We start from the raw sequence: 22230 nt of genomic DNA, 5'->3' as shown, positions 1-22230 counted from the left end.
TGTGGCAGAGCGAGTCGCCGCGTTCACGTGAGCGCAGACAGAGGCGGCCAGCCGTTACCGCCAGCTGGCCTGCACCGGTGCCAACGGCGCCTGGCACTGGCTGTTATTGCCCGGCTCCAGATAAGGCGCGAGGATCGGCGCCATACCCTTGAGCACCTGCACCGGCAGCGCCGAGGTGAAGGTGAAACCCTCCGCCGCCTGGCCGGGGACGAAGGCGGTGAGCGTGCCGTAGTGCCGTGGGCCGAGGTAGAAGACGAAGGTGGCGGTGCGGTTGATCGCCCGCGAGCTGAGCACCTGGCCGCCGCGACCGACGGTTTCGACGCGGTTGTCGCCGGTGCCGGTCTTGCCGCCGAGGGTCAGTTGGCGGCCGTCGGCCAGGCTGAAGCTGCCTTGCAGGCGCCGCGCGGTGCCGCCTTCGACCACTTGCGAGAGGGCGCCGCGCAAAGCCGCCGCCACTTCCGAGGCCATTACTCGTTTGCCAGCGAGAGCCTTGCGCCCCACCAGGGTGTCGTAAGGCGTGTCGGCGGCGAAGTGCAGGCTGTCGATGCGCAGGGTCGGTTGGCGCACGCCATCGTTGAGGATGATGCCCATCAGTTCGGCCAGCGCGGCCGGGCGGTCGCCGGAACTGCCGATGGCGGTAGCCAGCGAGGGCACCAGGTACTCGAAGGGATAACCGAGGCGTTGCCAGCGACTGTGGATGTCGAGGAAGGCTTCGACCTCCAGCATGATGCGCAACCGGCTGTCGCGGGCGCTCTTGTGCCTGCTTCGGAACAGCCAGCCGTAGACTTCCTGGCGCTGGTCGTGGCTGGCGGTGACGGCATCGGTGAAGGTGGCCTGTGGATTCTCCAGCAGGTAGCCGAGCAGCCACAGTTCCAGCGGGTGAGCGCGGGCGATGTAGCCCTGATCGGGCAGGCTGTAGGCACCGGGGCCGTAGTCCAGGTAGAGCTGGGTGATGCGCTTGTCGGTGAGCTTCGCCTGCGGCAACTGAGTGTGCAGGAAGGCGGCCAGGGTCGCTTCATCGGCTTCCGGCATCAGGTAGCGGTGCACCGCGGCGAGGCGAATCGGGGTGGCGCGCAGGCCGCTGAGAAAGGTCTCGAGGCGCTGCGCGGCCGGCTGGCCCCGGTACTTGCGCCAGAAGCGCAGGAGGAAGGTCTTGCCTTCGCGGTCGGCAAAGCGGCTGAGGTAGACCTGGCGCCGCGGGTCCTTGTCGTCCTTCAGCAGCTCGGCGCTGTTGCCCGGGGCCTGGTAGGTGCTGTAGCGCACCAGATCACGCATCAGGCGGATGAACGGCAGGTTGATCGACTCGCGCAGCGCTTCGCGCAGGGTCGGGATGCGGCCGTTGTCTTCTTTGCGGAAGTTGGCAAAGCTGTGCAGCCCGCCGCCGGTGAAGAAGCGCTCATAGGGGCTGGCCGAATACTTGCGCTCCAGCGCGGCTTCGAGCATGGCCGGCAGGCTGCTCTCGGGGTTGGCGAGTAAAAAATCGATAGCCCAGCGCGTCAGGTAATCCTGCTCGGCGACCTCCACGTTGCGCAGGTCTGCGGCGGTTTGCCCGCTGTAGCGCTGATGCAGTTCGGCGATGATTTCCAGGTAGGTGGACAGCACCCGCAGCTTGGCGGTGGAGCCGAGCTCCAGCTTGCTGCCTTCGTTGATGTCGAACGGCTGATCGGTGCTGTCGGTTTGCACGCGTACCCGGCTGCCATCCGGCGTACGCTCGATCAGGGTGAAGCTGTAGCGTACATCGGCGGTCTTCTCCGCTGACAGCAGGCGCTCACCGAACAGGCCTATCTGTTCGGCAAAGGTTGGGTCGGCGAGGCGCTGCAGGTAGTCGGTGACCGTTTGTTGCAGCTGGTTATTCAGGGTGGTGCTGGCGCTCAGGTCGAGGCGGTCGAGGTCATACAGCGGCATGTTCAGCAGCCCGGAGAGGCGCGAGCGGGCCACGCTGATGCCTTTGTTGCCATCGACCGTTTGCAGGTTCGGCTGCAGCTCCCAGTTGCGATAACGCAGTTGGCTGGCCAGGGCCGCGTCGCGCAGCGGCGTATCGATCAAGCCGCCGCCCGCCAGCAGGCGGATATGGCTGTCGATCAAGTCATCCAGCTCGTCCCGGCCCTGGGCCAGGTAATAGGACGGTCGCCGTTGGGCGATCATAAATGACAGCACCTGACGCAGGGCCAGGCCGCGCTCGGCATTGCTCGCCTCGGGCGAGCGGCTGGGGTCGAGCAGGCGGTTGACCTCGGCGAAGTCGGCGCCGTACCAAATGCGCAAACCATCGGCCAGGCCATTCACCTCGCCATGCCCAGGTGCGGCGGAGAGCGGCACGCTGTTGAGGTAGTCGCGCACGATGTTTTCCCGCGCCGTCTGCGTCAGTGGCCCGCCTTGATAGGCGCGCACGCTGGCGGAAACCATCTGGCGCAGTTTTTCCGAGGCGGAAGAGGTTAAGCCGCCCGGCGAATGCCGGTATTTCTCCAGCTGGGTGGCCAGCGTGCTGCCGCCAGCGGACTGATCCTGGACATCCAGTACCTTGCCGACCTGCGACCAGGCGGCGATGGCGAAGCGCGGCCAGTCCACCGCCGGGTTGGCCTGTGCCGGTTCGGGGTCGAGCAGGTGGCGGTTCTCGATGAACAGCAGGCTGCCGACCACCAGGGGCGGGATGGCGCTGAAGCTCGGGTAATACTGCTGGGGGTAGCGGAACTGGTAGAAGGGCGTGCCACGGCAGTCGCTGATGCTCAAGCCCGCCTGGATTTTTTCCGGGTAGGGGGGGAAGAAGCCGCGCAGGCTGTAGTCGATCAACGCCGGGGAGAAGCGCGCTTGTTGCAGGATGCTGTAGTCGCGCTGCATCAGGCGTTCGAGCATCGAGGGCAGGTAGGCATAGCCTTGGCGTTTATCGAAGGGGCCGCTTGTGGGGTAGATGATCGCAGGGCTGGGACCAGGCTCGACGCTGTAGCTCAAGCGACTGGCATAGCGGCTGATTTCCTGAGCCTGGAAATGGGCGCTGCGCAGCTCGTAGGCGAGTAACAAGGCGCCTGCCACCAGAACGAACGCCAACAGCAGCCAGAACAGCGTCCACCGCTTGCTACGCGGCTTGGCCGGTTTTAGGAAAACCACCGGCCGGCTGCTCGAGGGCGCGGCAGTCTTTTCTGTATCGGATTGGTGTAATGCACCCATGGTCGCTCTGCCTGGCTAAGTCGCGGCAACGTTTACACAAGCGTAGTCGTTGGCCGACTAAATAGACGCAATGGCTATTAAGGACGGTACAAAAATATCCGCAGCACTCGGTGCCGTCCGTCGACCCAACCTGCAACCGCAGGAGAGCTTCAGTAGCCCTCGGCGATGTGCCGGATGCCGTTGCCAAAGGTCGTAGGTGAAACGCCCGTTTTCGCTTCAGGGCACTACAATCGACTGCATCGTTGAACTGGCAGCGAGTGGCTTATGCAGCGCGATCACCGGGAACAACTCAACCTCAGCTGGCAGGCCAATGCCGATGCCTGGACCGCGGCGGTGCGCGAGCAGCGTATCGAAAGCCGCCGGCTGGTCACCGATGCGGCGATCATGCAGGCGGTCCTGGCCCTGGCGCCTGAACGGGTGCTGGATCTCGGCTGTGGTGAAGGCTGGCTGTGTCGCGGCTTGGCCGAGCGTGGTATCGAGTCGGTCGGGGTGGATGCCTCGGTGCCGTTGATCGATAGCGCGCGAGCAGCTGCCGGCACGCATGGCAATTACCGCGTGTGTGGTTATGCCGAGCTGCACAGCCAGGCGGCGCAGCTCGGCCAGTTCGACCTGCTGGTGTGCAATTTCGCTCTGCTCGAGGAGCCGCTGGTGCCGACCTTGCAAGCCCTGCATGGGGTCTTGGCGCCGGGTGGCCGGCTGTTGGTCCAGACCCTGCACCCTTGGCGCGCCGGCAACGATGTGGCGTATCGCGATGGCTGGCGAGTGGAAAGCTTCGCCGGTTTTGGTGAGGGTTTCCGCGAGCCGATGCCCTGGTTCTTCCGGACCCTGGAGTCCTGGTTGAGCCTGTTCGGTGAAACCGGCTGGCGCTTGCAGTGGTTGCAGGAGCCTTTGCACCCGGAGAGCGAACAGCCGGTGTCGCTGCTGCTGTTGTTGAGTGCGGACGTGTCGCGCTAGTTCAGTCTGCAGGCGACTGCTGACTGTATTTGTAGCGCAGCGGACAGGCAAGCTGCGCGGGTGATACGGATAGGCTGTGAAACAAGAGGTGGCATGATGCGTACGCTTGAATTGGCTGGCATTCAGGTGCCAGTGATCGGCCAGGGTACCTGGCGCATGGGCGAGCGCCCGAGCGAGCGGCGTCGGGAAGTGGCTGCGCTGCAGCAGGGCATCGAGCTGGGCTTGCGGCTGATCGATACCGCCGAGATGTATGGCGAGGGCGGTGCCGAGGTGGTGGTGGGGCAGGCTATCGGCGGCCGCCGCGAGCAGGTGTTTCTGGTCAGCAAGGTGTATCCGCACAACGCCAGCCGGCAAGGCATGGCGGCAGCCTGCGAACGCAGTCTGCAACGCCTGCAAACCGAGCGGATCGACCTCTATCTGCTGCACTGGCGGGGTCAGTACCCCTTGGCGGAGAGTGTCGAGGCCTTCGAGCGCTTGCGCGAGCAGGGCAAGATCGGCCGCTGGGGTGTGTCCAATTGCGATCTGGACGACTTGCTGGAACTGCACGAGCCGAGCTGCGCGGCCAACCAGGTGCTGTACAACCCCGAGGCGCGCGGTATCGAGTTCGACCTGCTGCCCTGGCAACAAAGGCAGGGCATGCCGCTGATGGCCTACTGCCCACTGGGGCAGGCCGGGCGGTTGTTGCGCCAGCCGAGCCTGGGGCAAATAGCCGAGCGGCATGCGGCGACTGCGGCGCAGGTCGTACTGGCCTGGTTGCTGCGTCAGCCTGGAGTGATCGCCATTCCCAAGGCGGTCGAGCCGGCGCATCTGCGCTTGAATGCCGCAGCCGCTGCCTTGCAGCTGACGACCGAGGACCTGGCGCAGATCGATGCGGCCTTTGCCGCGCCGACGCGGCGCAGTCCCTTGGCGATGATCTGAGCGCGCTGTAATGGCTGTTAGCGAATGAACCGATTCGAGAGCGCGAACATGAAGAAGCTGTGGCTGTTCATCTGTGTCCTGTTGGCGGGCTGCGCCGGTTATCGCGCTGGCGAAGTCAGTCAGGCCTACGTCGACGCCACGCCGGCGGTCGCCTCCGTCGCTCGGGGGACGCCAACCTGGCTGGATATTCCCGGAGCGCGGGTGCGGATCGAATTGGGTAACGAGATCCAGCAACGCGAACATCAGGTGATGCTGTTCATCGTTCCGGTGATGGTCGATCCGCGCGACAAGCCGCTGTACCCGGTCGAGCAGGGTGCCCGCCTGCTGCTGGAAATCAGCCCCGCCGTGCACGGGGCGAGCTTTCGACCGGAGGCGGTGGTCCTCACGGTTGACGAGCGTGAGTACCGACCGAGCGGGGTGCAGCGCTTGGCGGTCTTCGATCCGGGTGAGTATCCCCTCGAGGCCTTGCGCGATGCCGAGCCAGGTAGTCCGGCGAACCTCAATTACAGCCTGGATAAGCCGGGGCGGCATCATCAGTTCTGGCTGCGTTTCGATGCGCCGATGCCCGCGCCGACCCAGGGTATTGGTCTTGACCTGTCCCGCGCCTTGCATCTGCCAGGTCAGCCGCCGGTGCCGCCGATACGTTTTCGCGCCGTGCGCTGGAAGCAGGGCTATACCTGACAGGTGACCCAGCCTATTTCAGGGGTGCGGTTGGGTATCTCGAATCGCCTAACTGCCCGGCGGTGGCTTCTCAGCCGCGTGGGGATGTTGCAGGATAATCATCTTCCCGTTCTGAGCCGAACAGCATGAGCGGCACGACACTGAGCGACGAGCAGGTCCGCTTTATCGAGAGCGGGGTATCCATCAGTGTGGCCTCGCGCGACGTGCGCCGGGTGCCTTCGGTGAGTAAGGGCGTGGGCTGTCGGGTCGCCGCCGACCGGCGTCAGGTCACGGTGCTGATCGACGCGGCGCAGGCCGCTCAACTGCTGCAGGACGTGGCCAGTAGCGCGACCCTGGCCGTGGTCTTCTGCCTGCCCAGCAGTCACCGCACCTTACAGCTCAAGGGCCGCGACGCCCGACCGGTCGCCCTCGCCGCGGACGATGTCGAGCGGGCGGCGCGGCATCGCGAGGCGTTCGCCGAGGAACTGCTGCCCCTGGGCTATGCGTTGCCCTTCGCCCGCGCCACCCACGGCTTTCAGGCGGACCAGCTGCAGGCCCTGTGTTTCACCCTGAGCGATCTGTTCGAGCAGACCCCCGGCCCCAATGCCGGCATGCGCCTGGAGCAGAGCCGGTGAGCCCCGGGCCGAGCCTGGACGCCATTCGCCCCTGCCTGGAAGGTGCGGTGCCGGCGGCGATCGCCACCTGCGATGCGGAAGGCACGCCGAACGTGACCCTGGTGTCCCAGGTGCACTATGTCGACGCCAACCATGTGGCGCTGTCCTTCCAGTTTTTCAACAAGACCCGCGAGAACATCCTGGCCAATCCCCAGGCCACGGTGTTTCTGCTGCACCCGCAGAGCAGCGCGCGGTTTCGTCTGGCCTTGCTGTATCGGCGCACCGAGGTCGAGGGGCCGCTGTTCCAGAGCATGAAGGCCAAGCTGGCTGGGATCGCGTCGCACACCGGCATGAGCGGGGTGTTCCGCCTGCTCGGCGCGGATGTCTACCAGGTGCTGACCATCGAGCATGTCGCGGGCGAGGAGGTGGCGCCGACGCAGTGCGCGCCCAGCCATATCGCCCGGCTGCGCCAGTTGAGCCAGCGCCTGGGCGGCTGCGCCGATCTGGCCAGCCTGTTGGAGGAGTGTCTGCAAGGGCTGGCCAGCATCCTGCAGATGCCGCAGGCGATGGTGCTGTTTCTCGACAGTCAGGGACAGAAACTCTACACCGTGGCCAGCCATGGTTATCCGCGCTCGGGCGTCGGCTCGGAGTTCCCCTTGGGTCGCGGCATCATCGGCGTGGCGGCGCAGTTTCGCACGCCGATCCGCATCGCCCACATGGCCTCGGAGTATGCCTACAGCCGGGCCATTCATGAGCATCTGGCCGAGGCCGGACTCGGCGATCGACTGGAGACCGAGATTGCGTTCCCCGGGCTGGCCGAACCGCACAGTCAACTGTCGGTACCGATCCTCGCGGCCGGTCGTCTGCTCGGTGTGCTGCACGTCGAGGATGCCGAACCGCATCGTTTCGGTTACGACGAAGAGGACTGCCTGCTGAGCCTGGCCAGCCTGCTCGGCGCGCTGAGCCTGGCGCTGCAACAGGCCGCCGAGAGCCAGACCGAGGAGCATGACTCGCCGCTGGCCGCGCCGCCGCTGCAGGGCACGCCGCTGCCGGTGCGCTATTACCCGGCCAACAGCAGCGTGTTCCTCGGCGACGATTACCTGATCAAGGGCGTCGCCGGCGCGATCTTCTGGCGCCTGCTGAGCCTGTATGTGGACGAGCAGCGTCGCGAGTTCAGCAACCGCGAACTGCGCATCGACCCGGCGCTGAAACTGCCGGAACTCGACGACAACCTCGAGGCCCGGCTGATCCTGCTGCAGCGTCGGCTGGCGGAGCGCAGCCGCGACATCCTGCTGGAGAAGAGCGGGCGTGGGCGCTTGCGTCTGGTACTCAAACGCCCGGTGCTGTTGCAGGAGATCGCCGCCCGCTGAAAGACTCGGGTTCAGGCGCGGCGCCACAGCACATTGCCGGCGAACAGCAGCACCGCCAGCAACATCACCACCGCGGCAGCGCCGAGCACCGGTCCGGCCTGTGGCGTGCCGGTGATCACCAGGGTCAGCGCTACCATCATCACCGGCAGGCACAGGTTGTGCAGCCAGAACTGCAGGCTGGCCAGGCGGCTGGCGGCGGCCTTGGGGAAGTAGTGATAGATGACCCCGATCAGGGTCAGGGTCACCCAACCGAGCAGGTTGAGGTGGGCATGCACGCTCATCAGGCGGTGGTCGCCACTGGTGCCCATGAACACGCCCAGGCTGACGGCCAGGCAGAAATAGACGATGGCGACATAGATCCAGCGACGGGAAAGGGCACTCATCACATAACTCCTCATTAGGCTTGGTTTTGGGTGGCATGCCGGCTCAGGCCGGCAGGTCCGCCGGCTCGACCGGCCGGGAAGGGCCCGGCGCGGCATCGAGACGGGTACGTTTATCCAGGTTCATCCGCGGCTCCTGGGGCGCTTGGTTGGTCGCACTTGCAGAATTCCGGGAATGCCCCCGAACAACTTACTGGGAGAGCACACCTAGCTCATGCCCGGCGGCCATTCGCCGTGTTGGGGCAACTCGTCGGTGATGGCATGCCAGGTGGCCTTGGAGTTCACGAATATGTGCTCTATGGGCCGCGCCCCTGGATCGCCGTCGACACTGCCGAGCACGATTTCCGAGACCCGGCCGGCATGCCGGCTGGCCAGCGACGAGCCGCATTTTCTGCAGAAGCAGCGATAGCGTTCGGCAGAGGTTTGGTAGCTTTCGATGCACTCCTGTCCCGCCGTCCAGCGGAACTGCTCGGGGTCGATGATGCCCCAGGTCACATAGGCGGCGCCGTTGGACTTGCGGCAGATGGAGCAGTGGCAGTTGCCGATGAAGGCAAAACTCCCGGCGATCTCGTATCGAACGCTGCCGCACTGACAGCTGCCACGTATGGTCATGGCGTGTTCCTCGATTTGCGCTGCAGAAGCAGCTGGTTAGTAAAAAATCGAAGGCAGGTAGGCGCCCGCCGGCTCGTTGTACAGGCCGATACTCATCAGCGTCATTGGCTGGACCACGCGCAGGCCGTTATCCAGGCACCAGCGAAACAGCTCCGCATTGCGCGTCGGCACATGGAAGCCCGGCCCCGGATACGCCTCGGCCGCGGCAATCAGGGCCTTCACGGCGTCGTTGGTTTCGCCCACGCTGTGGCCGAAGAAGGCAATGATGGTGGTGTAGCCGACGATCCGCCCCTCGTGCTCGACGACCCTGGCGCTGCCCTGGCCGATCGCGTCACTCAGCTCGCCACCGCGATCGTGCCCGTGCACCCGGACGCAGAGCCGATTGCAGTGGGGCAGATCCTCGAGTGTGGCCGGTCTGACCCGATGGCCGGGCAGGCTGACTTTCGGTGGCGTGCCCTGCAGGGTGGACAGCGGTTCGCGCGCGACGAAACCGAGCTTGCTGTACAGCGCAAGGGAGCGACCGTGATACGCCGCCTGCAGCAAGCGGGCGCCGGGCAGGCGCTTGTCGACAACCCGCTCGAGGACGTCTTCCATCAGGCGCCGGCCTATGGCCTGGTTCTGAATCTGCGGGTCGACGGTGATCGGCCCTATGCGGCCAATGCTGTTGCGCTCATCGAGGAAGTTGCTGCCGGCGATGCGTCCGGCGGACTCGGCAATCACCGAGTAGAAACCGGGATGGCTGAGGAGCCCGGAGAGCAGCTCGCTGGCCACCTCCGCCGAGGGGAAGTCAGCTGGAAAGTTGTGCCTGCCGGCGATGGCGCTGAATGCGTCGTAGCAGATCTGACCGCATGCTGCGGCATCCCCTGCAGTGCCGGGCCGAAGCCTGACATCGCTATCGAAGAACTGTGGATTTGCCGCCATTTTTGACCTTCCTCTGTGGGCGTTGAGGAGGTCCATGCTAGGGCGCAGCGAGGCGGTGGATTGCGAAATAACCCCTAGGCAATCCCTAAAACTTTCCTAAATACGGCTGCGCGGGGTGGTGCCGTAGCCGTTCGGGGACAGGCGGTCGAATGCGCTTTATTCCAGGCTGCGTTGCAGTTGCGCTCGCGCCGGGGCGCTGGGCAGCAGGTGTTCCGGCAGGTCGAGCAGGTCGGCGTCATAGGTATCCAGTGGCTCTGGGCGGCGTTCGAAGCGCGCGCCGAGTACCAGCAGGCAGGGCGTCAGCAGCAGGGTCAGCACGGTGGCGAAGCTCAGGCCGCCGGCGATGGCGCTGGACAGCTGGGTCCACCACTGGGTCGAGGGAGCGCCGACGCCCAGGCTCGGGCTCAGCAGGTCGACATTCACCCCGAGCACCATGGGCATCAGCCCGAGCACCGTGGTCACCGCGGTGAGCAATACCGGGCGCAGGCGCAGACTGCCGGTTTCCAGCGCCGCTTCACGCGGTGCCAGGCCCTGGTGGCGCAGCTGGTTGTAGGTGTCGATGAGGATGATGTTGTTGTTCACCACGATGCCGGCCAGGGCGATCAGGCCCATGCCGACCATGACGATGCCGAACGACTGGCCGTTGACCAGCAAACCGATCAGCACCCCGGCGGTGGACAAGACGATGGCCGAGAGCACCAGCAGGGCCTGGTAGAGGCTGTTGAATTGGGTCACCAGTATGATGGTCATCAGGAAGATCGCCATCAGGAAGGCGGTGGCGAGGAAGTTGGCGGCCTCGCGCTGGTCGGCATCCTCGCCGGCGAATTTCAGCTGCACCCCGGCGGGAACTTCGCCCATGGCCTCGCGCAAGGCCTGCAGGCGTTCGTCCAGGCGTGCGCCGTCGGCCAGCTCGGCCTGCAGGGTGATGGTGCGGGTGCCGTCGACCCGGCGCAGGGTGCCGACCTTGGGCGCCGGCTGCAGGCTGACGAAGTTCGCCAGCGGCACCTGGCCGCTCGGCGTATTCAGGGTCAGGCGGCCGAGTTGGTCGAGGGAGCGCCAGTTACCCGGCAGGCGCACGCGAATATCCACTTCGTCTGTGGCGTCTTCGGGCCGGTAGGTCGCCACCTTGAGGCCGTTGGTCACCAGCTGCACGGCATTGCCGACACTCAGCACATCGGCGCCGAAGCGCGCCGCCGCCTCGCGGTCGACCTGCAGGCGCCACTCGATGCCGGGCAGGGCGCGGTCATCCTCGATGTCCTTGAAGCCGCCGAGGCGCTGCATGGTGGCGCGCAGCTGCTCGACCCAGCGGTCGGCCTGGTCGTGATCCAGCGAGCTGATTTGCAGCTTGACCGGCTTGCCGCCGCTGGGGCCTTCCTCCTGCGCGCGGAACTCCAGCACGACGCCGGGAATGTCGGCGCTGCGGCGGCTCATGTCGGCGAGGATCTGCTTGGCCGGGCGCCTTTGGTGCCAGTCGACGAACTGGAACTGCAGGGTGCCGATCACATCGGCGCCGAGCTGGCCGTCCGGCTGCGCCAGGGAGCGGGCGTACAGGGCCTTGACCTCGGACATGCCGAGCAGGCGTTGCTCCACCCGCTGGAGCAGGGCGTCCTTTTCCTGCACCGACAGGTCGCCGCGGGCGCGCAGCCAGATCTGCGCGCTTTCCGGTTCGACCTCGGGGAAGAACTCCACGCCATGGTTGAAACGGCTGTAGCCCGCGTAGATCAGGGCAATCAGCGCCAGCATGCCGAGCAGGGTCAGGCCGGGGCGCTTGAGCAGCTTGTCGAGCAACTGGCGGTAGGCCTGGCCGCCACGGCTGGCCTGGCTGGGCAGCGGTTGTGGTTGGCCACCGCTCACCGCGCCCAGCACCGGCAGGAATACCAGGGCCATGGCCAGGGAGGCCAGCAGGCAGAGGATCACCGTGGCCGGCAGGTATTTCATGAACTGGCCGACCACCCCGGGCCAGAACAGCAGCGGCAGGAACACCACCAGGGTGGTGGCGGTCGAGGCGATCACCGGCCAGGCCATCCGCGTCGCCGCGTTGGCCCAGGCCTGGCGTGGGCTCTGGCCCTGATGCAGGTAGCGGTCGGCCAACTCGGAGACCACGATGGCGCCGTCCACCAGCATGCCGGCGACCAGGATCAGGCTGAACAGCACCACGATGTTGAGGGTGAAGCCGAGCGCCCAGATCAGCAGGATGCCACTGAGAAACGCCCCGGGAATGGTCAAGCCGACCAGCAGCGCCGAGCGCATGCCCATGCTCGCCACCACCAGGATCAGCACCAGGACGATGGCGGTCAGCACGTTGTTCAGCAGGTCGTCGAGCATGCTCTTGACCTGCTGCGATTGATCCATGATGTAGCTGACCTGCAGGCCCTCGGGCAGCAGGGGTTGAGCCTGCTGCATCAGCGTCTTGACCTGTTCGATGGTGGCGATGATGTTGGCGCCGCTGCGCTTGGACACTTCCAGGACGATGGCCGGCTGGCCGTTGATTCGGGCGAAGCCGGTCGGGTCCTTGAAGGTGCGCTGGATGCTGGCCACGTCGCCGAAGGTCACCACGCTGTCACCGACTACCTTGATCGGCAGCGACAACACGTCCTGCAGGTTTTCGATGACCCCTGGCACTTTCATGCTCATGCGCCCGGCGCCGGTGTCCAGGCTGCCGGCGGCGACCAGGCGGTTGTTGCGGGTGACCAGATTGAACAGCTCGTTGTAGTCGATGCCGTAACTGTCGAGCACCTGCGGGTCGACGACAATCTCCAGCAGGTCTTCGCGGTCGCCGCCAATCGCCACCGACAGGACCTCGGCGATGCCCTCGATGTTGTCTTTCAGCTGGCGGGCGACGTACACCAGTTCCGGCTCTGCAATCGGCCCGGACAGGCCAATCGACAGCACCGGGAACAGCGCCACGTTGACCTCGTTGACCCTTGGTTCTTCGGCCTCTTCCGGCAGCTTGCTGCGCGCGCTGTCGACTTTCTCGCGCACGTCGGCCAGGGCCTGCTTGGCGTTGAAACCGGCATCGAACTCCAGGGTCACCGAGGCACTGCCCTCGCTGGCCACCGAGCGCATTTCCTTGATTCCTTCGAGGCTGCGCAGCTCCTGCTCCAAGGGTCTGACCAGCAGCCGCTCGGCGTCTTCCGGGCTGATCCCTTCCAGGGTGACCACGACGTAGATGATCGGGATGCTGACGTCCGGATTGGATTCCTTGGGGATCGCCACGTAGGCGGCCAGCCCGCCCACTATCAGAAACAGCAAGAGCAGTAGGCTGGTGCGGCTGCGATCCAGCGCCGCGGCGATCAAGGTACGCATCTCAGCTGCCCTCTTTGGCCGTCTGGGTGAGGACCTGTTGCCCCGGTTCGACTAGGCCCTGACCGAGGGTGATCAATGCCACCCGCGATGGCAGGCCGCTGACCCAGGCGCCCTGGTCGTCGACGCTGATCAGCTGTACCGGGCTGAACTCGACCTGTTGCTGCTGGTTGACCCACTTGACCCCGTGTCGGCCGGCTTGATCGAGGCTGAGCAACGCCGGCGACAGGCGGTGCGCCAGGGCTTCACCGGTCTGGATCTGCAGCGTGGCGCTGGCCCCGGCCAGGCGCAGGCGTTCGGGGTTGGCCACCCGTACCTCGATGCGGAAGCTGCGCGAGCCGGGGTCGGCCGCGGCGGCAATGAAGTGCAGCTCACCCTGCAGTTCGCGGCCGTCGAGCGTTTGCACCCGCACCGCCTGGCCGAGGCGTAACTGCGCCACCTGCTGCTGGGCGATCTGCGCACTGACCTTGAACTGACTGATATCGACCAGGGTCAACAGGCCCTGGCCGGGCTGGACCACGTCGCCCAGCTCGACCTGGCGCTGATCGTAGACCCCGGCGAAGGGCGCGAGGATGCGGGTATGGCGCAGCTGCAGGCGAGCGCTGTCGAGTTCGGCACGGGCCTTGGCCAGCTCGCTTTGCAGGCGCATCAGTTCGTTGGCGGAGATCAGCTTGCGCTCGCGCAGACGCGTGGCCGCCGTCACCTCGCTGTCGCGTTGGCGCACATCGGCCTCGCCGCGGGCGACCTGCGCGGTGCGGTCATCCGGCGCCAGGCTGAGTAACAGCTGGCCCGCATCGACGCGACTGCCTTTGTCCTGATCCAGGCGCATCACGCTGCCACTGACCTGGGCGCGCAGTTCGACCCGGCGCCAGGGTTCGACCTGGCCCTGGACCACCAGTTGGCGTTGCATCGGGCTGGCCTCCAGCCACTGGATCTGCACGCGCGGCAAACCCTGCGCGGCCATCGGTTGGTCGGCAGCGGCGGTTTCGCGGGCCTGGAACAGCGTGCCGCTGAATAACCAGAGCAGCAGCAACAGGCTGATGACGATGGCGATCAACCAGGGACGTTTGCTCAGTTGACTGAACATGGACAGTTACTCCTGACTGGCAGCCAGGCCGCACAGGGCCTCGGCCTGGCCACGCAGGCCGGCGATGATGAAGTCGGTGACGCGGTCGAAGTAGTCGCTCAGGGCGATGGGTTCGGCCCAGTGTTCGAAGCCGCCCGAGGCGATGCGCGCCATCACCCCGTTGAAGCAGGCTTCCACCCCCCACAGCAGGTGCTGGCAGTCGGCGCTGGAGAGCGGGTGTTCGCCGAGGGTGGCCTTGAGCAGCTGACCGAAGAAGGCGATGTAATCGTGCTCCAGCTGCAGGAACTGTTCGCGGTATGGGGCGTCCAGACGCTCCTGAAAGGCTGGTCGATCGCAGTGTTGGCAGAGTTGCACCAGGACCGGGTCGGCGAGCATCTGCTCGAACGCCTGGCGGATTACCAGGCGCATGGACTCTTGCGGCGGGTGGCTGGTGTACAAGGCCTGCAGCTCGGCGAGGTTATCCCGGGACAGGTTCAGCGCCAGCTTGGCGTAGAGCGCCTCCTTGCTGGGGAAGTGCTTGTACACCGTGCCCTTGCCTATCGCCGCCTGGATCGCCACCTCGGCGATGGTCACGCGATCCCAGGAGCGTTCGCAGAACAGCTGGCGGGCGGCGGCGAGGATGGCGCCTTCGCGCTGCTGAAAGAGTTGTTCGTGGTAGCGCATGTCGAGGTGCCAAGGTAATTGTGACTGCTGGTCATGCTATGACTGTTGGTCACGATGGGCAACCCGGCAGTTGTAACAGCGCATCTGGCCACATGGTTCTGCGCGACGACTGCTGCGCGTTGCGGTGGCTTTAGCGCGCCACGCTGACCCCTTCCAGGTTGGCGAAGGAGGTGTCCTTGGCGGTCAGCAGAAAGTCACGCATAAAGGGCGCGTCGAGCATATCGGTGCGGATGGCGGCATACAGGGTGGCGAACAGGCCCTTGCTGCCCAGGCGTTTGGCGGTGACGTAGCCGCGTGAGCTGTATTCGTGCAGGGCCCAGTTGGGCAGGCCGCAGACACCGCGGCCGCTGGCCACCAGTTGCATCATCATCACCGTCAGTTCCGAGGTGCGCAGTTGCGCCGGCTCGACGTCGGCTGGCTCGAGGAAGCGGGTGAAGATGTCCAGGCGTTCGCGCTCCACCGGGTAGGTGATCAGGGTTTCGCCGATCAGGTCCTCGGGGACTACGTAGGGCTTGCCGGCCAAGGCGTGCTGGTTGGCCACGGCGAGCATGGCCTCGTAGGTAAACAGCGGCACATAGGTGATGCCGGCCAATTCCAGCGGGTCGCTGGTCACCACCAGATCCAGGTCGCCACGGGCCAGGGCCGGCAGCGGCGCGAAGGAAAAGCCCGAGGCCAGATCCAGCTCCACCTCCGGCCAGGCGTCGCGGAACTGGTCGATGGTCGGCATCAGCCACTGGAAGCAGCTGTGGCATTCGATGGCCATGTGCAAGCGGCCGGCGGTGCCGCCGGCCAGGCGTGCCAGGTCGCGCTCGGCGCCGCGCAGCAGAGGCAGTACCGCATCGGTCAGTTGCAGCAGGCGCAGCCCGGCGCTGGTGAAGCGCACCGGCTTGGTCTTGCGCACGAACAACTGCATGCCCAGCCGTTCCTCAAGCTCCTTGAACTGGTGTGAGAGGGCCGACTGGGTCAGGTGCAGGCGTTCGGCGGCGTCCACCAGGCTGTCACTCTCGCGCAGGGCATGCAGGGTTTTCAGGTGGCGCAGTTCGAGCATGGCGGGCCTCGGTCTCATTGTTTTGCTTGCAGTAGGAGTGAGCTGGCTCGCGATGCGTTATAGCGATAGCGGCGTATCGCGAGCACGCACGCTCCTACGGACGGGTTGGTAAGCTGAACATGAGGGAAATTATAGTTCAAGACAAATATGTTGAGTTTGTTTCACTGTTAAGGGCTGGCGACAATAGCGCCATCATTTGTATGGAGCGTTTCGACATGGCCCTGTCCCATTCCCTCGGTTTCCCCCGTATCGGTCGCGATCGGGAGTTGAAGAAAGCCCTGGAAGCCTACTGGCAAGGCGAGCTGGACGAGAGCGGCCTGCGTGCCGTCGGCCGCGAGCTGCGCGCCGCCCACTGGCAATTGCAGAAAGACGCCGGTCTCGACCTGCTGCCGGTGGGTGACTTTGCCTGGTATGACCAGGTGCTGGGCCACTCGCTGACCTTCGGTGTGATTCCCCGGCGTTTTCGCCCCGACACGGGCACGCCGACCCTGCAGACGCTGTTCGCCATGGCCCGCGGCGGCGTCGACGCTCAGGCTCATGAGCACTGCTGTGGCGCCGCTCATGCGCAGCCGCAAGTGGCCGAGGAACTGACCAAGTGGTTCGACACCAACTACCACTACCTGGTCCCGGAGTTCACCGCCGATCAGCAGTTCCAGCTGAGCTGGGAGCAGCTGTTCGAGGAGGTCGACGAGGCCCATGCCTTGGGCCACAAGGTCAAGCCGGTGCTGATCGGCCCGCTGACCTTCCTCTGGCTGGGCAAGGCCAAGGGCGAGGCTTTCGACAAGCTGGAGCTGCTCGAGCGCCTGCTGCCGATCTACGGCGAAATCCTCGGGCGTCTGGCCGCTCAAGGCGTGGAGTGGGTGCAGATCGATGAGCCGATTCTCGGTCTGGACCTGCCGCAGGATTGGAAGAACGCCTTCGAACGGGCTTACCACCTGTTGCAGCACGCGCCGCTGAAGAAGCTGGTCGCCAGCTATTTCAGCGGCCTGGAAGACAACCTCGGCCTGGCGGTGTGCCTGCCGGTGGATGGCCTGCATGTCGACCTGGTGCGCGCCCCGGAACAGTTGCCGCTGCTGCTCGACCGTCTGCCCAGCTACAAGGTGCTGTCGCTGGGCGTGGTCAATGGGCGCAACGTCTGGCGCTGCGATCTGGACCAGGCTCTGGCGCAATTGCAGCAGGCGCAGGTACGCTTCGGCGACAACCTGTGGGTCGCCGGTTCCTGCTCGCTGCTGCACAGCCCGGTCGACCTGGCGCGCGAAGAGCAACTCGACAATGAGTTGAAAGGCTGGCTGGCTTTCGCCGTGCAGAAATGCGCCGAAATCGCCACCCTCAGCGCGGCGCTGAACGACCCGCAGTCTGCCGCCGTGCAAGCCGCCCTGGCCGAGAGCCGGGCCGTGCAGGCCAGTCGGGCGAGCTCGCCGCGGATTCACAAGGCCGCGGTGCAGGCACGCCTGAATGCGATTACTGCGGCCGACAGTCAGCGTCTTTCGCCGTTCGCCGAGCGCATCGAAAAACAGCGTGCGCGCCTGCAGTTGCCGGCGTTCCCGACCACCACCATCGGCTCCTTCCCGCAGACCCCGGCGATCCGCCAGGCGCGCCAGGCGTTCAGGCAGGGCAGGCTGTCCCAGGCCCAGTACACCGAGGCCATGCAGGCTGAAATCCGCCATGCCGTGACGCTGCAGGAACAGCTGGGCCTGGACGTGCTGGTGCACGGTGAGGCCGAGCGCAACGACATGGTCGAATACTTCGCCGAACAGCTCGACGGCTATGCCTTCACCCGTTTCGGCTGGGTGCAGAGCTACGGCTCGCGTTGCGTCAAGCCGGCGATCATCTATGGCGACCTGAGCCGCCCGCAGCCGATGACGGTGGCCTGGACCCGTTACGCCCAGGGCCTGACCCAGGCGGTGATGAAGGGCATGTTGACCGGTCCGGTGACCATGCTGATGTGGTCGTTCCCGCGTGAAGACCTCAGCCGTGAGCTGCAGGCGCGCCAATTGGCGTTGGCCATTCGCGATGAGGTACAGGACCTGGAGGCGGCCGGCATCCAGATCGTGCAGATCGACGAGGCGGCGTTCCGCGAGGGCTTGCCGCTGCGCCAGGCGCAGTGGGCCGCTTACCTGGACTGGGCCACCGAGGCCTTCCGCCTGTGCGCCTCGGGGGTGCGCGACGAGACGCAGATTCACACCCACATGTGCTACAGCGAGTTCAACGACGTGATCGAGTCCATCGCCGCCATGGACGCCGATGTGATCACCATCGAAACCTCGCGTTCGGATATGCAGTTGCTGCAAGCCTTCGAGGCCTTCGACTACCCCAGCGATATCGGCCCGGGCGTCTACGACATCCACTCACCGCGGGTGCCGGAGACTCAGGAGATGGTCGCGCTGATGCGCAAGGCGGCCCAGCGCATCCCCGCCGAGCGCCTGTGGGTCAACCCGGACTGCGGCCTGAAAACCCGTGCCTGGCAGGAGACCGAAGCCGCCCTGGTCAACATGGTCGCCGCGGCCCGCCAGTTGCGCCGCGAACTGGCCTGAGAAGGCGCGGTCCTGTAGGAGCCAGCTTGCTGGCGATGCGTCCTCTCAGGGGCTGATCGCCAGCAAGCTGGCTCCTACACATTTATCGAGGAAGCCGGCCCCTGCCATGCCCGGTGTGCGGCCATCAGCGCTTCAGGTTAAGGGTGGCGCGACGACCGCTCGGCAAGATTCATCAAATTGTCATGCTTATGTGGCAGCGCGCTCGACTGAATATCAGCAAACTCAGGTCTCAATGGGGTTCTGCGTTCTGGTGTTTTCATGCGTGTTGTAATTTTTCTCGCCGCACTGCTCTGTGGCTGGTCGGCTGTTGCGGCCGAGCGCTGCGCTGTGCGGGTGCCGACCGAGACAATCACCGTGGGCGATGTGCGATTGGCCTATCAAAGCATCGGTCGCGACAGCGATCCGCTGTTGCTGCTGATCATGGGCCTCGGTGGGCAGTTGATCCACTGGCCGGACGAGGTGGTCGCGCGCCTGTGCGGGCAGGGTTTCCGGGTGATCCGTTTCGATAATCGCGACGTCGGACTGAGCAGCTGGACGCATGCTGCGCCGCCGGTCAATCTCGGCTACGAGGCGCTGCGCTATCGCCTGGGCTTAGCGGTGTCGGCGCCTTATCGACTGCGCGATATGGCCGGCGATGCGCTGGGCTTGATGGATGCTTTAGGGGTTCAGCAGTTCCACGTGCTCGGTGCCAGCATGGGCGGGATGATTGCCCAGCACCTCGCCGACTTGGCGCCGAGGCGTGTGCAAAGCCTGACCCTGATCATGACCAGCTCGGGCGCCGCGGGCTTGCCTGCGCCGAGTCCGGCGCTGCTGGAACTGCTGGCCCGACGTGAGGCGCCCAGTCGAGCGGTTGCCCTGGCACAGCAGGCCGATCTGCTCGCCGCCTTGGGCAGCCCGAGCGTCAGCGACGACCGCGTGCAGCTGCTGCAGCAGGCCGAGACCGCCTACGAGCGCGCCTTCAACCCGGAGGGCGTGCAGCGACAACTGCTGGCGATTCTGGCGGAGCCGAGCCGGGTCGAATTGCTCAACCGCTTGCAGGTGCCAACCCTGGTGGTGCATGGCACCGCCGATCCATTGCTGCCGGTGATGCATGGCGTGCACGTGGCGGCGCATATCAAGGGCGCGCAGCTGAAATTGATCCCCGGCTTGGCCCATCGTTTCCAAGAGGCGTTCAAGGAGCCGCTGCTGGCGGCGGTGCTGCCCTATCTGCAGGCTCATCGCCAGGAAGGACACTGGGCCCGGCTTTGAAGCCTGAGGGGCGGCATTGCCCCTAAACACCGACAGACGTCGGTGCAGTGAAAGGATTGCTAGTCACGGCTCAGGCTATATGCGCATCGTTCGGGCAGTGGGGTGATTCGACGTGCAGGTAGCGGCTCAGGCCGGCCTGCTGCGTGGGGGTCATGAACAATCCCAGTTTGGTCCGGCGCCAGAGGATATCGGTGGCCTCGATTGCCCACTCCGCCTGACGCAGGTAATCGACTTCCCGCGCATAGAGTCCGGCGCCGAGGTGTTCGCCGAGGTCGCGCAGGTTGTTGGCGCCGTCCACCAGCACCCAGCTGCGGCTGCCGTAGCAGCTGGCCCAGCGGCGGGCCAGTGTGCGGGGGAGCCACTCGAAGCGGCTGCACAAGGCGTCGACCAGCGCGTGTCGGCTTTCCATCTGCTCGGCGCCGGGCAGCGGGCTGGCCGCGGTCCAGGTCGGACCCATCTTCGGGAAAGTCGGGGCCAGTTGCGCCAGTGCCGATTCCGCCAGCTTGCGGTAGGTGGTCAGCTTGCCGCCGAACACCGAGAGCAGGGGCGCCTCGCCCGGTTGCCCGGAAAGCGACAGGGTGTAGTCGCGGGTGACGGCGGAGGGTTCGTCCGACTCGTCGTCGCACAGCGGGCGCACGCCGGCGTAGGTGTGCAGGATGTCGTCGCGGCTCAGTTGCTGTTTGAAGTGGGCGTTGACCACCTTGAGCAAATAGTCGGTTTCCTCTTCGCTGATGCTCACCTTGGCCGGATCGCCCAGGTACTCGCGATCGGTGGTGCCGATCAGGGTGAATTGCTCCAGGTAGGGGATGGCGAAGACGATGCGGCGGTCCTCGTTTTGCAGGATATAGGCCTGCTCGCCGTCGAACAGTTTCGGCACGATGATATGGCTGCCCTGAATCAGGCGGATGCCATAAGGCGATTCCTGCTTGAGGTCGTCGCGGATGAAGCGTGCCACCCAGGGGCCGGCGGCATTGACCAGGGCGCGGGCGCGAATCGAGTAGAGGCTGCCATCGGCGCGCTCCAGATGGATATGCCACAGGCCCTTGTTGCGCCGTGCACTCACGCAGCGGGTGCGCGTGTGGATATGCGCACCTTGCTCGCGGGCGGCCATGGCATTGAGCACGACCAGACGAGCATCGTCGACCCAACAATCGGAGTACTCGAAACCGCGCTGGATCTCGGCGTTGAGTGGGCTGTCGGCAGTGAAGCGCAGGCTGCGCGAGGCGGGCAGCTTTTCACGCTTGCCGAGGTGGTCGTAGAGAAACAAGCCGGCTCGAATCATCCAGGCCGGCCGCAGGTGCGGTCTGTGCGGCAGGATGAAACGCATGGGTTTGACGATATGCGGCGCCTTGGCCAGCAGGACTTCGCGTTCGGCCAGCGCTTCGCGTACCAGGCGGAACTCATAGTGTTCCAGGTAGCGCAGACCGCCATGGATCAGTTTGCTGCTGGCCGATGAGGTGTGTTCGGCCAGGTCGTCCTTTTCACAAAGGAACACCGACAAACCACGACCGGCCGCGTCCGCAGCGATCCCGACACCATTGATGCCGCCGCCTACGACCGCCAGGTCATAGACTTCGGCGAGAGGGGCATTGTGCTTGGGGCGAGTAGGCATGGCGGCACCGATATAGTCGAAAGCGAACTTTGTTATGTTCATTTGCGAAGATATGCTAGTCGAATACGCACGGCCTCGCCACCCCGGCGGGAAAATTCACGCCGAATGGTGGTGCGGATCGGAGGAGCCGTGGAGGTGTGTTAGACCACATCCAGGTGGATTTTATTCTCGGCGAGCAGGCGAACGATCGTTGCGGCGGGCGCGGTATCGGTAAATACGCGGTCGACCAGGGTTATCGGGCCCAGGCGTACCACGGCATTGCGGCCGAACTTGCTTGAGTCGGCCGCGAGAAAGGCTTGCCGGGCGTTGCCGATGATCGCTTGCGAGACGCGGACTTCCTGATAGTCAAAATCGAGCAGGCTGCCGTCTTCGTCAATCCCGCTGATGCCGACCAGGGCGTAATCGACCTTGAACTGCTGGATGAAATCCACCGCAGCCTGGCCGACGATACCGCCGTCGCTGCGCACCGTGCCGCCTGCCACCAGAACCTCGAAGTCTGCTTTGGCGCTGAGCTGGGCGGCAACGTGCAGATTATTGGTGATGATCTTCAGGCCTTTGTGGTTCAGCAGTTCGCGGGCAATGGCCTCGGTGGTGGTGCCAATGTTGATGAACAGCGAGGCGTGATCGGGTATGTGCGCGGCGATGGCTTGGGCAATACGTTGCTTCTCGTCACGCATCTGCCCGGCACGCATGGCGTAGGCGGTGTTCTGCGTGCTCGAGGCTTCGCTCGCAGCGCCGCCGTGGGTGCGGCGCAACAGGCCTTGCTCGGCTAATTGATTGATGTCGCGGCGGATGGTTTGCGGCGTGACGCCGAAGGCCTGGACCAGTTCGTCGATGCTGACGTAGCCGCGCTCGCGGGCGAGCTCGAGGATGTCGTGTTGGCGCGGCGCGAGGGTCATGGGCGAGGTCCTTGTGTTGCGCGGCAGTATACAGGTTGGTGGAAATCTACCGGAGCTGCTGGTGTGCTGTCAGCGGCAGGCGCGATAAGCCACTTGCCGCCACGGCACTTTAGCGCAGTACACAAGTCCGATTGAAATAGCCACGCAGGCCACTAGGGTCTGTTGCCGTTTCATTGCGAGCCGCGTTGCCGCGAGAAATGGCCCCCGATTAGGCGCAGGACGCAGGTAATGGTCATTCCCTTGCC

At 65.3% G+C, this 22230-nt stretch carries 17 protein-coding genes; 7 read left to right on the top strand and 10 right to left on the bottom strand.

Annotated features, from left to right (window positions below):
• Positions 1-54: 54 nt before the first annotated feature.
• Complete coding sequence (locus tag FBY03_RS21085) at positions 55-3162, bottom strand: transglycosylase domain-containing protein (RefSeq protein WP_147174310.1); 3108 nt, start codon at positions 3160-3162, stop codon at positions 55-57.
• 264 nt (positions 3163-3426) lie between these two features.
• On the opposite strand from FBY03_RS21085, the gene FBY03_RS21080 reads away from it, so the two are divergent.
• From FBY03_RS21080 to FBY03_RS21060, 5 genes are all read left to right on the top strand, one after another.
• Positions 3427-4116: a bifunctional 2-polyprenyl-6-hydroxyphenol methylase/3-demethylubiquinol 3-O-methyltransferase UbiG gene (locus FBY03_RS21080; RefSeq protein ID WP_147174309.1), complete on the top strand. Its 690-nt coding sequence runs from the start codon at positions 3427-3429 to the stop codon at positions 4114-4116.
• A 96-nt stretch (positions 4117-4212) separates the two neighbouring features.
• The gene (locus tag FBY03_RS21075; protein WP_147174327.1) at positions 4213-5034 is read left to right on the top strand and encodes an aldo/keto reductase; all 822 of its coding nucleotides are present in this window, start codon (positions 4213-4215) and stop codon (positions 5032-5034) included.
• A 48-nt stretch (positions 5035-5082) separates the two neighbouring features.
• Entirely contained in the window at positions 5083-5715 is a 633-nt protein-coding gene (locus FBY03_RS21070; protein ID WP_147174308.1) for a hypothetical protein, read from the top strand.
• Between the two features lie 125 nt (positions 5716-5840).
• Positions 5841-6329 carry a hypothetical protein gene (locus FBY03_RS21065; protein WP_147174307.1) on the top strand — a complete coding sequence of 163 codons (489 nt, stop codon included), beginning with the start codon at positions 5841-5843 and terminating at the stop codon, positions 6327-6329.
• Positions 6326-7678 (top strand): GAF domain-containing protein, encoded by a 1353-nt coding sequence (locus FBY03_RS21060; protein ID WP_147174306.1) that lies wholly within the window; start codon positions 6326-6328, stop codon positions 7676-7678. Before FBY03_RS21065 ends, FBY03_RS21060 begins: the two co-directional genes overlap by 4 nt.
• A gap of 11 nt (positions 7679-7689) precedes the next feature.
• On the opposite strand, the gene FBY03_RS21055 is transcribed toward FBY03_RS21060, so the two are convergent.
• From FBY03_RS21055 to metR, 7 genes are all read right to left on the bottom strand, one after another.
• Positions 7690-8061, bottom strand: a complete 372-nt coding sequence (locus FBY03_RS21055) for a cbb3-type cytochrome c oxidase subunit I (RefSeq protein ID WP_147174305.1) — start codon at positions 8059-8061, stop codon at positions 7690-7692.
• A 204-nt stretch (positions 8062-8265) separates the two neighbouring features.
• Entirely contained in the window at positions 8266-8670 is a 405-nt protein-coding gene (locus FBY03_RS21050) for a GFA family protein (protein WP_147174304.1), read from the bottom strand.
• Between the two features lie 36 nt (positions 8671-8706).
• The gene (locus FBY03_RS21045; protein WP_147174303.1) at positions 8707-9591 is read right to left on the bottom strand and encodes a GNAT family N-acetyltransferase; all 885 of its coding nucleotides are present in this window, start codon (positions 9589-9591) and stop codon (positions 8707-8709) included.
• A gap of 156 nt (positions 9592-9747) precedes the next feature.
• Positions 9748-12897: an efflux RND transporter permease subunit gene (locus FBY03_RS21040; protein ID WP_147174302.1), complete on the bottom strand. Its 3150-nt coding sequence runs from the start codon at positions 12895-12897 to the stop codon at positions 9748-9750.
• 1 nt (position 12898) lies between these two features.
• Positions 12899-13981, bottom strand: a complete 1083-nt coding sequence (locus FBY03_RS21035) for an efflux RND transporter periplasmic adaptor subunit (protein WP_147174301.1) — start codon at positions 13979-13981, stop codon at positions 12899-12901.
• Between the two features lie 6 nt (positions 13982-13987).
• Positions 13988-14644 (bottom strand): TetR/AcrR family transcriptional regulator, encoded by a 657-nt coding sequence (locus FBY03_RS21030; RefSeq protein ID WP_147174300.1) that lies wholly within the window; start codon positions 14642-14644, stop codon positions 13988-13990.
• Between the two features lie 130 nt (positions 14645-14774).
• Entirely contained in the window at positions 14775-15692 is a 918-nt protein-coding gene (gene metR / locus FBY03_RS21025; protein ID WP_147174299.1) for a transcriptional regulator MetR, read from the bottom strand.
• A 215-nt stretch (positions 15693-15907) separates the two neighbouring features.
• Here metR and metE point away from each other — a divergent pair, with 215 nt between their 5' ends.
• The gene (metE, locus tag FBY03_RS21020; protein WP_147174298.1) at positions 15908-18226 is read left to right on the top strand and encodes a 5-methyltetrahydropteroyltriglutamate--homocysteine S-methyltransferase; all 2319 of its coding nucleotides are present in this window, start codon (positions 15908-15910) and stop codon (positions 18224-18226) included.
• 258 nt (positions 18227-18484) lie between these two features.
• Complete coding sequence (locus tag FBY03_RS21015) at positions 18485-19474, top strand: alpha/beta fold hydrolase (RefSeq protein WP_147174297.1); 990 nt, start codon at positions 18485-18487, stop codon at positions 19472-19474.
• A gap of 70 nt (positions 19475-19544) precedes the next feature.
• Here the strand turns inward: FBY03_RS21015 and glpD are convergent, their stop codons facing one another.
• Positions 19545-21086 carry a glycerol-3-phosphate dehydrogenase gene (gene glpD / locus FBY03_RS21010; protein ID WP_147174296.1) on the bottom strand — a complete coding sequence of 514 codons (1542 nt, stop codon included), beginning with the start codon at positions 21084-21086 and terminating at the stop codon, positions 19545-19547.
• A gap of 140 nt (positions 21087-21226) precedes the next feature.
• Positions 21227-21985: a DeoR/GlpR family DNA-binding transcription regulator gene (locus FBY03_RS21005; protein WP_147174295.1), complete on the bottom strand. Its 759-nt coding sequence runs from the start codon at positions 21983-21985 to the stop codon at positions 21227-21229.
• Positions 21986-22230 lie beyond the last annotated feature (245 nt).

Source organism: Pseudomonas sp. SJZ079 (assembly GCF_007993865.1).
GTDB lineage: Bacteria > Pseudomonadota > Gammaproteobacteria > Pseudomonadales > Pseudomonadaceae > Aquipseudomonas.
Note: the sequence above shows the minus strand (reverse complement) of the source record. Positions and strands in the feature narration are given on the sequence as shown.

What these genes read in the sequence shown, in the direction of transcription:
- FBY03_RS21035 (WP_147174301.1), bottom strand. Translation starts at nt 13,981, where the DNA reads ATGTTCAGTCAACTGAGCAAACGTCCCTGGTTGATCGCCATCGTCATC.
- FBY03_RS21075 (WP_147174327.1), top strand. Translation starts at nt 4,213, where the DNA reads ATGCGTACGCTTGAATTGGCTGGCATTCAGGTGCCAGTGATCGGCCAG.
- metE (WP_147174298.1), top strand. Translation starts at nt 15,908, where the DNA reads ATGGCCCTGTCCCATTCCCTCGGTTTCCCCCGTATCGGTCGCGATCGG.
- FBY03_RS21050 (WP_147174304.1), bottom strand. Translation starts at nt 8,670, where the DNA reads ATGACCATACGTGGCAGCTGTCAGTGCGGCAGCGTTCGATACGAGATC.
- FBY03_RS21045 (WP_147174303.1), bottom strand. Translation starts at nt 9,591, where the DNA reads ATGGCGGCAAATCCACAGTTCTTCGATAGCGATGTCAGGCTTCGGCCC.
- FBY03_RS21030 (WP_147174300.1), bottom strand. Translation starts at nt 14,644, where the DNA reads ATGCGCTACCACGAACAACTCTTTCAGCAGCGCGAAGGCGCCATCCTC.
- FBY03_RS21080 (WP_147174309.1), top strand. Translation starts at nt 3,427, where the DNA reads ATGCAGCGCGATCACCGGGAACAACTCAACCTCAGCTGGCAGGCCAAT.
- metR (WP_147174299.1), bottom strand. Translation starts at nt 15,692, where the DNA reads ATGCTCGAACTGCGCCACCTGAAAACCCTGCATGCCCTGCGCGAGAGT.
- FBY03_RS21015 (WP_147174297.1), top strand. Translation starts at nt 18,485, where the DNA reads ATGCGTGTTGTAATTTTTCTCGCCGCACTGCTCTGTGGCTGGTCGGCT.
- FBY03_RS21085 (WP_147174310.1), bottom strand. Translation starts at nt 3,162, where the DNA reads ATGGGTGCATTACACCAATCCGATACAGAAAAGACTGCCGCGCCCTCG.
- FBY03_RS21005 (WP_147174295.1), bottom strand. Translation starts at nt 21,985, where the DNA reads ATGACCCTCGCGCCGCGCCAACACGACATCCTCGAGCTCGCCCGCGAG.
- glpD (WP_147174296.1), bottom strand. Translation starts at nt 21,086, where the DNA reads ATGCCTACTCGCCCCAAGCACAATGCCCCTCTCGCCGAAGTCTATGAC.
- FBY03_RS21070 (WP_147174308.1), top strand. Translation starts at nt 5,083, where the DNA reads ATGAAGAAGCTGTGGCTGTTCATCTGTGTCCTGTTGGCGGGCTGCGCC.
- FBY03_RS21040 (WP_147174302.1), bottom strand. Translation starts at nt 12,897, where the DNA reads ATGCGTACCTTGATCGCCGCGGCGCTGGATCGCAGCCGCACCAGCCTA.
- FBY03_RS21065 (WP_147174307.1), top strand. Translation starts at nt 5,841, where the DNA reads ATGAGCGGCACGACACTGAGCGACGAGCAGGTCCGCTTTATCGAGAGC.
- FBY03_RS21055 (WP_147174305.1), bottom strand. Translation starts at nt 8,061, where the DNA reads ATGAGTGCCCTTTCCCGTCGCTGGATCTATGTCGCCATCGTCTATTTC.